The 14,448-nt window shown below is 47.6% G+C and carries 15 protein-coding genes, 4 tRNA genes and 1 pseudogene; 6 read left to right on the top strand and 14 right to left on the bottom strand.

Features of this window, described 5'->3' with window-relative positions:
* Positions 1-4: 4 nt before the first annotated feature.
* The 4 genes and pseudogenes from MKX74_RS05690 to MKX74_RS05675 form a co-directional block, all read right to left on the bottom strand.
* Positions 5-880: a type II secretion system F family protein gene (locus MKX74_RS05690; RefSeq protein ID WP_341177767.1), complete on the bottom strand. Its 876-nt coding sequence runs from the start codon at positions 878-880 to the stop codon at positions 5-7.
* 20 nt (positions 881-900) lie between these two features.
* Positions 901-1,612 (bottom strand): annotated as a pseudogene (locus tag MKX74_RS05685) (type II secretion system F family protein).
* A 121-nt stretch (positions 1,613-1,733) separates the two neighbouring features.
* On the bottom strand, positions 1,734-2,996 hold the full coding sequence (locus MKX74_RS05680) for a CpaF family protein (protein ID WP_341177766.1): 1,263 nt from the start codon (positions 2,994-2,996) through the stop codon (positions 1,734-1,736).
* 139 nt (positions 2,997-3,135) lie between these two features.
* Complete coding sequence (locus MKX74_RS05675; protein WP_341180521.1) at positions 3,136-4,266, bottom strand: ParA family protein; 1,131 nt, start codon at positions 4,264-4,266, stop codon at positions 3,136-3,138.
* Positions 4,267-4,445: 179 nt separating this feature from the next.
* Here MKX74_RS05675 and MKX74_RS05670 point away from each other — a divergent pair, with 179 nt between their 5' ends.
* Positions 4,446-5,183, top strand: a complete 738-nt coding sequence (locus MKX74_RS05670; protein WP_341177765.1) for a hypothetical protein — start codon at positions 4,446-4,448, stop codon at positions 5,181-5,183.
* Here MKX74_RS05670 and MKX74_RS05665 read toward each other — a convergent pair.
* The 4 genes from MKX74_RS05665 to MKX74_RS05650 form a co-directional block, all read right to left on the bottom strand.
* Positions 5,164-5,628, bottom strand: coding sequence for a thiol-disulfide oxidoreductase DCC family protein (locus MKX74_RS05665; protein WP_018886615.1), 465 nt, complete (start codon positions 5,626-5,628; stop codon positions 5,164-5,166). The genes MKX74_RS05670 and MKX74_RS05665 overlap by 20 nt on opposite strands.
* 175 nt (positions 5,629-5,803) lie before the next feature.
* Complete coding sequence (locus MKX74_RS05660) at positions 5,804-6,085, bottom strand: hypothetical protein (RefSeq protein ID WP_051091171.1); 282 nt, start codon at positions 6,083-6,085, stop codon at positions 5,804-5,806.
* A 205-nt stretch (positions 6,086-6,290) separates the two neighbouring features.
* A complete protein-coding gene (locus tag MKX74_RS05655; RefSeq protein ID WP_018886617.1) occupies positions 6,291-7,355 on the bottom strand; it encodes an aromatic ring-hydroxylating oxygenase subunit alpha in 1,065 nt (354 codons plus the stop codon).
* 374 nt (positions 7,356-7,729) lie between these two features.
* The gene (locus MKX74_RS05650; protein ID WP_018886618.1) at positions 7,730-8,149 is read right to left on the bottom strand and encodes an organic hydroperoxide resistance protein; all 420 of its coding nucleotides are present in this window, start codon (positions 8,147-8,149) and stop codon (positions 7,730-7,732) included.
* 246 nt (positions 8,150-8,395) lie between these two features.
* Between MKX74_RS05650 and MKX74_RS05645 the strand changes: the two genes are divergently transcribed.
* Positions 8,396-9,718, top strand: a complete 1,323-nt coding sequence (locus MKX74_RS05645; protein WP_341177764.1) for an Nramp family divalent metal transporter — start codon at positions 8,396-8,398, stop codon at positions 9,716-9,718.
* Between the two features lie 99 nt (positions 9,719-9,817).
* Complete coding sequence (locus MKX74_RS05640; protein ID WP_026281264.1) at positions 9,818-10,300, top strand: glutathione peroxidase; 483 nt, start codon at positions 9,818-9,820, stop codon at positions 10,298-10,300.
* Positions 10,301-10,408: 108 nt separating this feature from the next.
* On the opposite strand, the gene MKX74_RS05635 is transcribed toward MKX74_RS05640, so the two are convergent.
* Positions 10,409-10,491: transfer RNA gene (locus tag MKX74_RS05635), tRNA-Leu, on the bottom strand.
* 394 nt (positions 10,492-10,885) lie between these two features.
* On the opposite strand from MKX74_RS05635, the gene MKX74_RS05630 reads away from it, so the two are divergent.
* From MKX74_RS05630 to MKX74_RS05620, 3 genes are all read left to right on the top strand, one after another.
* Entirely contained in the window at positions 10,886-11,584 is a 699-nt protein-coding gene (locus MKX74_RS05630) for an urease accessory UreF family protein (RefSeq protein WP_028589666.1), read from the top strand.
* Positions 11,585-11,864: 280 nt separating this feature from the next.
* Positions 11,865-12,071 carry a hypothetical protein gene (locus MKX74_RS05625; RefSeq protein ID WP_028589667.1) on the top strand — a complete coding sequence of 69 codons (207 nt, stop codon included), beginning with the start codon at positions 11,865-11,867 and terminating at the stop codon, positions 12,069-12,071.
* 42 nt (positions 12,072-12,113) lie between these two features.
* Positions 12,114-12,737 carry a hypothetical protein gene (locus MKX74_RS05620; RefSeq protein WP_133568641.1) on the top strand — a complete coding sequence of 208 codons (624 nt, stop codon included), beginning with the start codon at positions 12,114-12,116 and terminating at the stop codon, positions 12,735-12,737.
* An 88-nt stretch (positions 12,738-12,825) separates the two neighbouring features.
* On the opposite strand, the gene MKX74_RS05615 is transcribed toward MKX74_RS05620, so the two are convergent.
* The 5 genes from MKX74_RS05615 to MKX74_RS05595 form a co-directional block, all read right to left on the bottom strand.
* Positions 12,826-13,260, bottom strand: coding sequence for a helix-turn-helix domain-containing protein (locus tag MKX74_RS05615; RefSeq protein WP_133568848.1), 435 nt, complete (start codon positions 13,258-13,260; stop codon positions 12,826-12,828).
* Positions 13,261-13,439: 179 nt separating this feature from the next.
* The gene (locus tag MKX74_RS05610) at positions 13,440-13,901 is read right to left on the bottom strand and encodes a MarR family winged helix-turn-helix transcriptional regulator (protein ID WP_026281265.1); all 462 of its coding nucleotides are present in this window, start codon (positions 13,899-13,901) and stop codon (positions 13,440-13,442) included.
* 215 nt (positions 13,902-14,116) lie between these two features.
* Positions 14,117-14,199: transfer RNA gene (locus tag MKX74_RS05605), tRNA-Leu, on the bottom strand.
* Between the two features lie 12 nt (positions 14,200-14,211).
* Positions 14,212-14,287: transfer RNA gene (locus MKX74_RS05600), tRNA-Lys, on the bottom strand.
* Between the two features lie 87 nt (positions 14,288-14,374).
* A tRNA-Glu gene (locus tag MKX74_RS05595) sits at positions 14,375-14,446 on the bottom strand.
* Positions 14,447-14,448: the final 2 nt, after the last annotated feature.

Below are 14,448 nucleotides of genomic sequence, written 5' to 3'. Positions count from 1 at the left end.
CCTCCTACAGATCCATAATCATAAAAGCGGGTGCTCCAATTAATACAATGACCGTTAACAAGATCAGCGCCATGGGAAACACCAGCTTGGATGATGCCTGCTCCCCACGAATTCGACTGATCGAGGTCCTTTTGCTCCAAAGTGTCTGAGACAGCTCGTGCAGTGCCATGACAAAGTCACTGCCGCCTCTACGCATATTTAACAACACCGTTGTGGTGAAGATCGTTACTTCCTGGATGGCACAACGCTTGCTTAACTGCTCAAGAGCTTGCTGAAATGAATATCCGTTATTCCATTCACCAATTGCTTGCTTCAACTCCTGATACAGTGGATGCTCAGTAGCCCCACTCTTCTCGTTCACACAGTGCAGCATAGCACGCTGTACCGTCTCCCCTGCCCCGACAAGCAGCATGATCTTCCCCAATAGCTCAGGTAATTCCATGAGAATGGCCTGGTCCCTGTTGATCACCTTCGTATGCAAATCTCTGAGCAGCGCAGCAGGAATAAGTATGGCTAGTAGCAGGCTCAAGATAAGCCCCGCCGTGTCTCCACCGGTTATGACCGTTAACAGACAGCCGAGAGCCAGTATTCCATAGCTATAGCCCATCAGTTCAGCCAATAGTAGAATTGTTCTCTCCCCAAGCTGATCCATTCCATGCAACTTACCAATCATTCTTTGCAGTCGGAACATCAGAAGTGGACAACGCTGAATCAAGCACGACGACAGTATTATCCATATAAATGGACCCGACAACCTTTGTAGCCGTAATCCCGGCATTCTGATGCTTTGTATCGAACGATACTTCTTACCGTGCATTAGGTTCAGCACCACCCAGCCGCCCACTTGCAGAACCAGTACAACCAAGACAGATTCAATCATGTATTTCCCTTATCCCTTCCTCATACTTCAATTCTGACGATACGGCTCATCCACATTAGACATAGCCCCAAGACGAGAAGACATAGTGTAGAAATTATTCTGCCTGCACCGCTATAGAGCGGCTCCATATAATCCGCGGCAGATAGGTTCATGAACAGCACGAACAGAAACGGGGCTGCGAACATCGCCTTGGCCTCAAATTTTTTCTGGGCAATCATAATTCGGATATCCTGTTGAATTTCCAGCTTCTCTCCTATCACGCTAGAAGTTCTGCGCATGACCTCTATTAAGTCCCCGCCAGTACGCTTACAGGTGACGAATACATCCGCAAAATTCCTCCATCGCAGCTCGCTGAGCAAAATCCAGCAACGCAGCTTCTACAGGCTCCCCGTACTCCATACGCGCTATAATAATGCCGAACTCCCGGATAAGATCATTCTCCCCTTCCGGGCTGAGCAGCTTCAGATCCTGAACGGCCTCTCGAAAGCTGTTCTCCACGGATCTGCCCGCAGCCAGAGAGGATGACAGCGAATATAATGCCTGCTTGAATTGAATACTGAGCGTCGCTCTTCGCCTTGCAAGTAAGAATCGACTGTACGGTCCAGGACAGGCCATTGCACCACCCGCAAGTATTAGAGCTATTAGTGCATGATGATAAAACAAGTAACCTATACCGTAGAGCAGACCACCTGAGAGCACTAAAATAACCCAGCGCTGTCGCTTGGACAGCATATACACTGTATAGCTAGGCAGGATATGTCCTGAAGAATTGTCCGCTGAGGAATCCTCATTTCTATACTCTTTTACCTTTTGTCCTATTATCTTGTTCTCTCTTGCCTTCCGCTCTCTTCCTTTAGGAAGACGATACAGACGCATAAGTCTTCTCCCCCCAGGCCACAGGGATTTCGTACCCGGACATCGCTAACTTGTCAACATGCACCATTCCGTCCCCACAAGGCGCCCAGTGTCCTGTAATACGTCCATCCATTTCCCCATCAATCTGAAACTTGTACAACGGATTCAGCTCCACCTCTCCATCTCTTACGCCCACGACCTCAGTAATCTCCATCACGCGCCGTGAACGGTCCCTAAGTCTTGATAAATGGACGATAATATCAATCGACGAACCAATCTGCTGCCGAACTACACTCAGCGGAAGCTCTGCTCCACTAAGCACCATGGTCTCCAAACGGCTGATCATATCGTGTATATTGTTACCATGGCCAGTGGACAAGGAACCATCGTGTCCGGTATTCATAGCCTGAAGCATGTCCAGTGCCTCGGCGCCACGCACCTCACCGACTACAATTCGATTCGGGCGCATCCGGAGCGAGGCTCGAATCAGATCACGGATGGATATGGCACCCTTTCCCTCTGTATTGGCATTTCTGGTCTCCAAGGACACCAGATTCGGGACAGTGACAATCTTCAGCTCAGCCGAATCCTCAATCGTAATGATCCGTTCATCTGCTGGAATGTACTGAGACAGCGCGTTGAGAAATGTCGTCTTCCCTGACCCGGTTCCCCCACTGATGAAAATGTTGTATTTACTTCTTACAAGTAGCTTCAACAATTCTGCGGTATGTTCATCCAGTGCATGAAGCCCGATTAAGTCCGTCATAGTCAAAGGACTATCAGGGAACTTTCTGATCGTTAACGTTGGCCCCTTCAAGGCCACAGGTGGCAGGACAATGTTCACACGAGAACCGTCACGGAGCCGCGCATCCACAATCGGAGACGATTCGTTCACAATGCGGTTGACTCCCGCCACAATCGTCTGAATAATATCCTCCAGCCGCTCTCTGGACTCAAAAGCCACAGGCACCTGGATGATCTCCCCGCCCTGCTCCACAAAAATTTCACGGTGACTATTGATCATAATCTCCGAAATACATGGATCATCCACGAGCGGCTGCAGCACATCAAGTCCCCGGAAGGAATCAAAAATACGACGCACAAGCCTGTACTTCTCTCGTGAGGTCAGTTCATCCAGCTGACGATCTTGCAGAATTCGGCGTTCAATCTGCTCCATTAGCTCCTGATCGTCGAGGGATGAGATGACATTCAGTCCTGTACGGATGTCATTGCGAAGCGCAAGAAATGTCTCTTCGTTCATACCGTTCTCCTTTCTTCACCGTACTCTCTTCCATGCATTCCCTTGGTGGCAGGCATTCATATTGCCCTGCTATACCTTGTACACCCACCAATAGCCACTAGTAATAATCACTTATCGTCACCATCATCACATCAGCATTCTATAGCTCATCCCCGAGTATGGCTCCACAAAGCAACCTCACCTCTCGCTGGAAAATAGGTGAGCTAAGCAGCAGCTCATCCAGCTGCATCTGCTTCCAGGAGGGAATGTACGGAAGGGACCCTGACAGCTTTATAAGAGCAGGAGGTGTATTTGCCAATTCTCCCATATACCGATTCACGACAAAGTGTACTTTGCTCATCCAGCTCTCGTAGGCAGATGAGTACTCCTTGTGGAGCAGCTCTAGCCACAGCATACATTTATGCATGGAGAGCAACTCGTCATTCAACAGCCAGATTAATTCATCAGTTCTATCCAATACACCCTGCAAGCGCCCGTTCAGCTCAGTAGAAGCATCAATGACAAGGACATCATAGCGGCCACCATCCACAATTGCCTGAATTAGCGCGGACGTCTCCTGCGCATCCATCTCAAGCACCTCTTTGCGATTGGCAAGAGGAGCGAATACATCAGCCTTCAGCACAGAGTGCCGCATTGCGTACTCTTGAATCGGCAGAATAGTCGAGTTCTGTTTGTGGCGTCCATCCTTGCCAGACCTGAGATCGTACAGTAGTCTTGATAAGCCCCTTCCAGCAGCTTCTCTCTGGTCGTGAAATAACGAGCTCGAATCCAACGTCTCCAGATTCAGATAGAACACAGAATAGCCGGCCCCGCCTAACTGCTTGACCATGTTCAGAGCGGTCGTTGTCTTCCCCGTCCCTCCACTTGCCGAGATTAGGCCAATCGTAAGTGTCCCCTCACGGTTACGCCTGCTCGCAACTGCAGCTTGTAGTCTACCTGCATCCAATATTTTCTCCAGCAATCGGGGCAGCGGCTGATACATGGCAATACCCGTTCTTCCGTCCATAGTGGCTCCGTGCTCACTTAACAGCAAGAGAGGCTGCTCACAATCCGTATAGCCACTCCATGAATCCAGAAACGCCTGCTCCGCCACTACGACATCTGGCAGCCTTCTGTTCAATGACGATTCCTCCATAAATTGCGCGAAGGACTCCGACTGCGAGAAAGCCGTAATTCGCAACTGCCTGCTATACTCACTTCCGTGGAGATAATCCAACAATGGCTCAATGTATTCACGATTTTCCGTGGCAAGTACGGCTGTAATCGACATCAAATAGCATCACATTCCTTCCGTTCCATGAACGCAAAAAAGCACCGTCCATCCATCGCTATATAGCCAATGGTGAACGGTGCTTCCGTTACGTTCTATATTTTTACTGGTATGTTATCATAGATATGAGCTACAGGCAACTTTTTTCTGAACCGCAGCTACCGAAAGGAGGATTACGCTTGTCCAGACATTTACGGTTGATTGCCGTTATAGCAGCTCTGTCAGGCTGCCTGCTGCTGCTTAGCGCCTGCGCGAGAGGAGAAGCACATGTGACGGTCAATCGGGACAACAGCACTGATCTCGAGGCCTTTGTCAGCATCAGTGACCAGGCTCTGCAGACCTTAAATTTCCCAGACGCGCTGAGCTTCATCACCAGGTTGCTGGAGCCTTACGAGATCGAGGTGAAGGAACTGCAGGAGGCAGGAAGACAAGGACTTGAATTCAGACGACATTTTGCAGCTGAGCAACGTACGGATAGCACGACTACCACAGGAGCCAAGCCTTTACCACCAGGTCTGTCTTTTACACGTCTGGAGACGGCCCACCTGTTCACGACCGAATACAACATACAGGCTCAAGCGGATCTGATGAAGTTCATGAGTGGCGGGGGCCTGGAATCATGGACCCAGCGTATCCAGAGCATGAATTTCCTGACCAAGCGACTGCTTGACAATCAGCTCGATCTGTCCTTTAGCCTGACTCTTCCTATTAAGCCACTGACCCATAATGCGGATCATGTATCCTCGGACGGCAAGACGCTCACTTGGGATATATCCCTGCTCCGACCCAATACGGTAAATGTGGTCGTCAATGCCCCCAATATCCAGCGTATAGCATGGACAGCAGGGTCGGGCATCGTTCTATTGACCTTGGTAGTCTGGCTGCTACGCAGACGTCTTACAAAAAACGCTTCCTGATCTCCGGCGCGGGCATCTGGCAATAATCTTCCTTGGCTTTGCCGAACCAGCGATACCGATTGCGGGCAAAATACCGATACATTGCATCCCGCAGCGGCCCAGGAATCAGAATGAAGACATACATCATTGCAAGGGGCGAGCGAAGTCTTCTAGCTATTCTAAGCGCTGCTGTAGAGCGAGTGTAATAGCGTCCTTGTTCGATAAGGACAAGGGTATCAAGGGCCTGAGCTGACATTCCTCCAACCTGCAGCAGCTGCTCACCCCGTTCAGATTGCAGAGAAGCGAACTTGAAGTATCCCTTTGGGTCCCGTGCAATGATGAACCGGGTTGCCCCCTGGCAAAAATGACATATTCCATCAATGAGCACGATAGCGGATGAAGCAGATAACTGTACAAGCTCCTGCTCCTCCGTCGATGTAGGCACCTCAGGCGAGGTTTTTGTCATGGGAATCCCTCCTTTTGCACCAGACTGTTATGGAATAATCCACACACAAATTATAGTACAAAAAAACACCGTAATCCTCATCACGGCGTCTTGATGGGCAATCCTCCCACACATCGTAAGATGTCTGAAATGCGAATTGCTTCATACATTCTATAGTTCTCTCGCGCACTCCTGCTTATTCGGCAGCAGCCTTCTCAAGCCAGTTATGATCGTGCAGTTGCTGTCCCAGTTCTCCCTTGAACTGATCCATGCATTTGCAAATGAAATCCTTCCGGCAGACAGGACAAGGTGTTCTTAGCAAACGGCTGATGTTAGTCATTGTCCATTCCGGATGACGCTGATAGAAGACACGACATTCAGTTCCGTCTTCGAGGTACATCATAAATTCATAGAGCCCTTCGTTCTCGTTACTGCTGGCTTTTGTAAAGTTGACAATATTCGGTCTGTAAGAAGACATAACATCACCTGTGTTCTCAAATTTGTTCAGCAAAAACCTGAATCACCTAAGTCATATTAAAGAATTTTCACTTTGATGTCAAATACAAACGACGACAAAAGGGCTGACAGATAGCCTTGCCAGCCCTTGATTATGCACAGATCACTCCAGTATTACATGTGCAGTTGCATCTATATGATTGACCACTGCTAGGAGAGATAACGAATTAAGATGTATAATTCCGACCCAGGCCAAGCTCCGTCAAAAGCTGGCGGTAGGCGATTGAAGTACGGTCTGCTGGAATGTGTGCCTCCGCATGAAGATCCAGTGGCAGATCCTCCGGTGTCTGGGATTCCACCATTTCCCTGTCCTCATCAAATACCTGCAAATTGAAACGGATCGTGTCCTCGATCGGGGCCTCTTTATCAAAATTACGGGCGATAGGGCAAAACAATCGGGTGTACCTCGCAGACACCGGGGATGCACAATTCAGAATTCTCAGTCTACCTTCCTCAGGAAAATACACTGTGAGCGAAGCAGCAAATGGCGGAAAGACCCGAAATTCCCTTAACCACTGGAAGCCCTCTGGTGCTGCATTCATCTGCCCTTTTCCATAGTTGCTCACGGTACTCCAATATTCGGCAATCAGTTCGTTGCCATCGCGCTTGACCGTGTACTGCGGCACCTCGGTATTGTTACGATCACCAAAGGTCTCGGTGTGTACATATGCAAAATGGGATACGTCCAGAAATCCCTCCATTTGCCGCCCAGCCGAGCCCGCAATGTCGAATGGCGGGGGCAGAATCTGAATATAATCAGGATCATCCCAGGCCGGAAAATCAGGAATTAATTCCTCACCGCCGCCTCCGAGCGTAGTCCAGATCAGACCATAACGTTCCACCGAAGGGTAGACGATCAGCTTCAGCTTCGGAGAGATTTTGGCAGCGGGATGGGCAGGAACCGCCGTACATTTCCCTTCACAATTATATCGAAAGCCGTGATAAGGACACACAATCTCCCCATTTTCCACCCAGCCCTTGCTGAGCGGTGCTCCTCGATGGAAGCACAGATCTCTGGCCACCACCACTTTGTCACCACTGCGGTATAAGACCAGCTTCATGTCTAGCAGCTTGGCAGCGAGCGGCTGATCAGTTACCTCACTTGCATGAGCTACCGGGTACCAATATGAAGACAGCACCTTCCAATCCTCCGCGGAAAATGTACAGTCACGAGGAAGCTCAGGAGCAGAGGACGTCCGGGCAACAGACAATGAACTAGGATTACTACTCATATACACACCTTCTTTGGTCGAATTTACACAAAGGCCTCTATCTTATGGCGGGCTCTACTGTCGCGAAATACATGGACACTCTTCATCAGAATGTGAATTAAACTCACTTGATAATCATCAATTAACACTTAATATGTATACAATTTCAATAGTGGACATCCTATTTTTGTATGAATTCACAAAAAGACAAGGTTATTTTCCATATGATGATAAACAGATATCATTTTATGTAAGTATTGCTTCTTTAGCTGTTTGCTACTTCTCTATTTTTTTTATAAAAGTAATGTCCTACTTGATGCGGATGCAGAATCATAGACACAAAAAAACGCAGACCAGAGCTGATGCCCCGGCCTGCGCTTTTTTGAATCCCAGCTTTAGACCACTTCCAGTTCAACCTCAATGTTCCCACGAGTCGCCTTGGAATATGGACAGAATGCATGTGCATCCCTCGCCAGCTTCTCTGCCTGCTCCCGTTCAATACCTGGAAGCTTGACCTCCAGCCGTACAGCAAGACGGAAGCCTCCGTCAGCTGGATCTTTCCCTATGGACACATGGCTCGTAACCTCAGGGTTATCCAGCTTGACCCCCGCTTTTCTGGCTACATTGGATAAAGCACTCTCATAGCAAGCTCCGTACCCTGCTGCGAAAAGCTGCTCAGGATTTGTACCGTTGCCTCCGCCTCCACCCAATTCCTTAGGCATACTTAGATCGTGCTTCAACACACCATCGGAAGAAGCGACATGTCCAGTCCGACCACCGTGTACCGTTGCTGTTGCTGTATATAATGCGTCCATTCCAATCTCTCCTTTAGCCTAGATAGTGTAGTAATGCAGGTAGGTTGCCCTCTCTATATTTCCTTTAAACTTCTCACCATAAATGAAACGTCTATCACAATATTGCCCCAAGTTCTTAGTTAACAAGGCCCCATTTGCCTCTAGACACAAAAGTTGCACTAGACAAAAATAATTGAAGGAGTACAATGTAAGAAGATGAAACCGATGAAAATCATTTGACTTTGTACAATATATGAGGTGATAGAAATGGGACATCACGTTGAACAACCACCGGTTCAGACCGCTTCTCTCGCGGAAATGAACTCCTCTTTATCCGTCCCGCGCCATGCATCGAGGCTGAAAAAATTTCTCGCCTTCGCAGGCCCGGGCTATCTGGTAGCTGTCGGCTATATGGACCCAGGCAACTGGGCGACCGATATTGCTGGCGGCTCGCAATTCGGCTATAGTCTGCTATCTGTGATCTTAATCTCCAATCTGATGGCGATTCTGCTGCAGAGCCTATCCGGAAAATTAGGAATTGCTACAGGCCGAGATCTGGCGCAGGCTTGCCGGGAGCATTATAGCCGCCCGATTGTCATGCTGCTGTGGATCATGTGTGAATTAGCCATCGCTGCCATGGATCTGGCAGAAGTCATTGGCTCAGCTATCGCACTCAAGCTGCTGCTTGGTATCCCGATTCTGTACGGAGTTATCATTACCGCCTTCGACGTCATGCTTATTTTGTTGCTCCAGAACAAGGGCTTCCGTTCTCTTGAAATTCTGGTCATTGTGTTGATGGCTACCATTGCCGCGTGCTTCGGAATTGATCTGTTCCTGTCACAGCCTGCTTGGGGTGGAGTACTAAATGGATTCATCCCGAACACAGACATTTTGACTCAATCAGGTATGCTCTATATCGCCATTGGAATCATGGGGGCTACGGTTATGCCCCATAACCTGTATTTACATTCCTCTATCGTGCAGACACGCAACTATGAGCGCTCCAGTGCCGGCAAACGAGAAGCGATTCGATATGCAACACTCGATTCCACGATTGCCCTTACTTTTGCACTATTCATTAATGCAGCGATACTGATTGTCTCGGCAGCTGTCTTCCATGCTCAAGGTATGACGAATGTCGCAGAAATTAGTGACGCGTATTATTTGCTGACACCACTGCTAGGAACAACGATGGCGAGTATCCTCTTTGGTGTTGCACTGCTGGCTTCCGGTCAGAATTCCACGGTTACGGGTACCTTAGCTGGACAGATTGTCATGGAAGGGTTTCTGAATCTGCGTCTTCCTCCATGGTTCCGCCGCTTGGTGACACGATTAATTGCCATTATTCCTGCCGTCATCGTCACTGCGATCGCAGGCGAGCGAGGCACTGAGGAGCTGCTCGTGCTTAGTCAGGTCGTGTTGTCCTTGCAGCTGCCCTTTGCGATCATCCCACTGATTCGCTTCACCAGTGATCGCAGCAAGATGGGCGAATTCGTGAATAGACGCTGGGAGAATATACTAGCCTGGATAATTGCAGCCGTCATTATCACCCTGAATGTCATTCTCGTCTATCAGGTGTTCGCTGGCTAAATAGCTGAGGATCCTTAGGGGGTATGGGAAAGCTTGCTAAAGATTTGTCATGAATTTATGATAGTAACTGAGGAAATTCCACACGGAGAGGAGATTACGATGAGTATTTATGAATATACTGCCACTTCATTAAAAGGAGAGACCGTGGATCTATCCCGGTACCGGGGCAAGGTACTCCTGATTGTCAATACAGCCAGCAAATGCGGCTTCACGCCCCAATTTCAAGGATTACAGGAGCTCTACAACGAGCTTCATGAGCAGGGTCTGGAGGTTCTGGGATTCCCGAGTAATCAATTCGCCAATCAAGAGCCGGGGTCAAGCGATGACATACAGGAGTTTTGTCAGATTAACTATGGAGTCACATTCCCTATGTTTGAGAAAATCAAAGTGAACGGCGATGGAGCTCATCCCCTCTTCAAGCACCTGGCATCCGCGGCCCCCGGTCTACTCGGCTCCAAGGCAGTCAAATGGAACTTCACCAAATTTCTGGTCAGTCGCGACGGGAATGTCATCAAGCGATTTGCGCCAAATACTCCACCAGCTGACATCATACCCGATATCCGGCAGCTACTAGAACAATAGGTCCGACGTGATCGTCACTATTCCTCGATATGAGAGTCTTCCTTCAAGGCAAAAAAAAGAACCCTTGTTCAATGAACAAGGGTTCTTACTTCTGTTGTTAAATCAGGATGCGGTCGAGAGGACTCGAACCTCCACGGGCATACGCCCACTACCCCCTCAAGATAGCGTGTCTGCCATTCCACCACGACCGCATGTATTATTTAATGGCAACAGATTTATTATACTCCTTATTCATGAGTTTGTAAACCTCTAATTCATAATTAAATCATCAATTTACATAAATCCAGCAAGTGAAATGTTTGATCTATGCAACGTCGAATCACAAATGTTACCTTTATGTAATTTATATGTTATAAAATGTAACTTAAAAGGTAGATAAATCACTAAAATATGGCTTTTTATATTGACAAAGTCTTTATATCTATGTAAAAATAAACTCCATAAAGCAAAGGAAGCAATGAAATCTTCACTTAAATGATAGAATACATCACACAAAAATATAAGTGTTGAAAACTTTACTATATAAACAGAGAGTAACATGGATAGCGAGTTGTCAGGTAAATCAAACCTAAGGAGGGAGCCCCCATGAGCAAGAGTAGTCGATTGCTTGATTATGCTCATCTGTTAAACCCTACAACCCCAGCATGCGGCCACTCACAAGCCTATATTCTGTATGCCAGGGTCGCTTCAGGACAGATCAAGACGCTTGAAGAAGTACATGAGTATATGCGGGATCACCTCCTATGTAATCTGGTGAGAACAGATGGGATGGCCATCAAGGGGATCTACACCGCCACCGCACAGCAGGATGGCTGGAAGATTGCGCTGATCGACAAGATGCTCTACTCTCAGCAAAGCGACCACGCCAAGGATGCCAATGCATTATCCTCCTCCAAGCTGATCAAGCTTGCCAAGGCACTATATCCTTGGATCCAATTCGAGGAGTTTGAAGCCTGTCTACATCGTTATAAAGCCGCTGGAACACTTGCCACAGTCCACGCATGGATTAATTTCCAGCTAGAGGTTGATCAGAACGAAGCTGTTACTGGCTATCTGGATGCTGCTGTGAGCTCCTGTATATTTAATGCCGCCAGACGTCTGAACATCGCACCGGACAAGACGCGAGCCACAGCTCGGCAGATGCTGGAGGAGGTTGAATCGGAGTGGAATATCATCAAAGACCTGGACCCTGCTGAATTCCAGCGTCCTGTAGTACCCCATTCCATCTCCACAGCGCACATGCTGCTGCCTATACGGCAGAACGCTCACATGCAGACGAGCTAAAGTAAGCAACATCTACAATGTCGCCCCGGAAAGACCAAATACATCCCCTCATCCCAAAGAACTCCTACCGCTCTTCTCCCCTGCGGCAGGAGTTCTTATCTTTGTATTCCTTTTCATCCAAGGACTTAATAACGTCACCAAAAGTACCTTATCAAAGTAATTTAAGATTGTAAGAACACTTAAACAAGTGTATAATGACGTAAAAGGTTAAATCATGCCTGTTTTACCATGAATTATAGTATAGCGTTCGATCTTGGAAAATCATAAGGGGCGAATCTTCATGAATAATCGAAAACCTGTCACTGCCCTGGGATGGGCTATTAAGCGTAGACTTGCGGAGCTACAGCTTGATCAACAAAGCTTTTGCAAGCAATACGGAATCCCCCCCTCCCGCCTGTCCAATCTGATTCACGGCACAAGAAAAGCGAACCGATATAGGCAGCAGGTTATCGAAATACTAGGCATACATATGTTAGACCAAGACTAAGGGTCATGTCTCGCAACTACAGGTAGGGGAGTGTGAACGATATTGGTCAGAACCAAGGCATTGTCTCTGGAGGATGCCATTCATTCCTTGCGTAGTCAAGTGGTGGCCACTGATAAGCAAGGGATTATTCACGCTGCGAATCAAGCCTGGATCATTGCCGGAATGCACAACGGCAGACCTGCAAATTTTGATTGGGCGGGCCAGGACTACTTCCAGTATCTACACTGGCAGCACAAGGGTGATGATCTGCTACTTCGCAAAGGCTTTCGTGACGTCAGTCAAGGAGATCTCCACTTCCACAGACAGGAATACTTTCGCAGACACTGCGCAGGGAATGATTGGTTCCTGCTTGAAATAACCCCATTCATTGAGCCACATTCCCTGAAGATCAGCGGACTTGTCATTTCCCATACGAATATTACAGACTATAAAAACAGAGAATGCTGGTTGGTGGAGGCCTTAACTGCTATGAGTAGCCATCAGCATGTTCAGGACATGCTGCCTGTCTGCGCTGTGTGCAAATCCATCAAGGACGAAGCGAATCATTGGCTCTCTCTTGAGGATTACCTGTTCAAGCATACTCATGTCGACTGCACACATGACATTTGCCCGAATTGCATTCGCCGACTATATCCCGGTTACTCCTCCATCCTTGATCATCCTTAAAAGATAACAGTCATACAATTAGACAATAACAAAAGCCAGAATGGGGCCTTCAGCTCTCATTCTGGCTTTTGTATATTGATCATCCATTTTATTCATTGGATTTTTGTGAGGACTGAGTATCTTCAACAGTACGTTCTTCGACTTCCTCGTCTTCCATAGTACTCGCCTGCTGAAGCTTTCCTTTACGAAATCTTGTAAACTCTATGTATTCTTTGATAAAGTCCTTCTCCGCTTCAGCTAACTCGTTATCTTGGCAATTCAATTGCCCCATGATGTCAAAAAAATAAGCTTCCCGCTGCTCTTTAATTAAATCTTTGCCCATATCTCGTCCCATCATCAGCCAATCCAAAGAGACACCAAAAAAGGTGGCAATCTCAATGAGCTTACTTGCGCTTGGCTTAGTCTTGCCACGCTTCCAGTCACCAAAATTGCCAGTACTAATATTAAGCTCTGCACAAAACGCTTTCTTGGTTAGTCCCCGCTCTGCGATGAGCGCTTCAATCCTCTGATAGATCGATTGCATATTCAACCGCCTTCCACCCGAACTTGAGTTACATTACCAGAATGCAAATACTGAGATATTTTAATATATTATACCACAATATGCACACAAGGCGGTTCTTTCCTTGAACGGCACCCGCTCCATTCGGATAGAATCGCCCAGCAGAAGATCAGAAGCACATATCCGTTATGACGATGACTCTAAAAAGGAACATTGTCCACCTTCATCAAAATGGACTTGATTTGATTCAGCGATTCATTAAGCTGGGTCAAATCTTCTTCCTCCAGTACAGTTAGCCTCTTCTGCACCGTCTCAATCATGGAATCTCTGATCTCTAAGCAGAGCTCATCCCCACTGGGGGTAATCGACACATCAATGACACGCCGATCTGACTCACTTTGAATTCGCTCAACAAGTCCATATTCCACTAATTTATCGATCAGAGGAGTCATATTGGGCCTAGACACATGCAAATGCTTGGATAAATCCGATACTGTGGACCGCCGAATCTCCCATAGTATGAATAGTACCTGGACATTCGAAGAAGTCAGCGGATAACGAAGATTACTGGCCACCAGCTTCGGGGCAATGATCTTCTTTCCGATTAAGGGTAGAATCCCCAGCAGATTCTCTGATATATTCACCAATATGGGCTCATTCATATCATACACCGCCATTCCCTGATATAAAGCAGCACATAGACGCACTATATGCACTCTCGATCCTTAGCTACTCAAAAACTCATATCTTCCATTGTACACTAAAGCAGATTTTTTCATAAGTGGCGTGTTATTTGTCATCATAATCGGAAGTCCACAGCAAGTGTAAATATAACAAAAGAGCCTCTTCGAAGGAAGAGACTCTTGGTCGATTCAGATGCGGTCGAGAGGACTCGAACCTCCACGGGCGTACGCCCACTACCCCCTCAAGATAGCGTGTCTGCCATTCCACCACGACCGCGCAGACAATTCATGGTGAGCCATGAAGGACTCGAACCTTCGACACCCTGATTAAAAGTCAGGTGCTCTACCAACTGAGCTAATGGCTCTTACTAATATAATGTATTCCTAACGTAGCCTATGCTCCGACGAACCTTAGGGGTTCTCATCTTTCAAGCGGCTATGGGATAGCCTTATGACCCGTAGGGGATTCGAACCCCTGTTACCTCCGTGAAAGGGAGGTGTCTTAACCCCTTGACCAACGGGCCTT

It is taken from the genome of Paenibacillus sp. FSL K6-1230, assembly GCF_038002385.1.
GTDB lineage: Bacteria > Bacillota > Bacilli > Paenibacillales > Paenibacillaceae > Paenibacillus > Paenibacillus massiliensis.
Note: the sequence above shows the minus strand (reverse complement) of the source record. Positions and strands in the feature narration are given on the sequence as shown.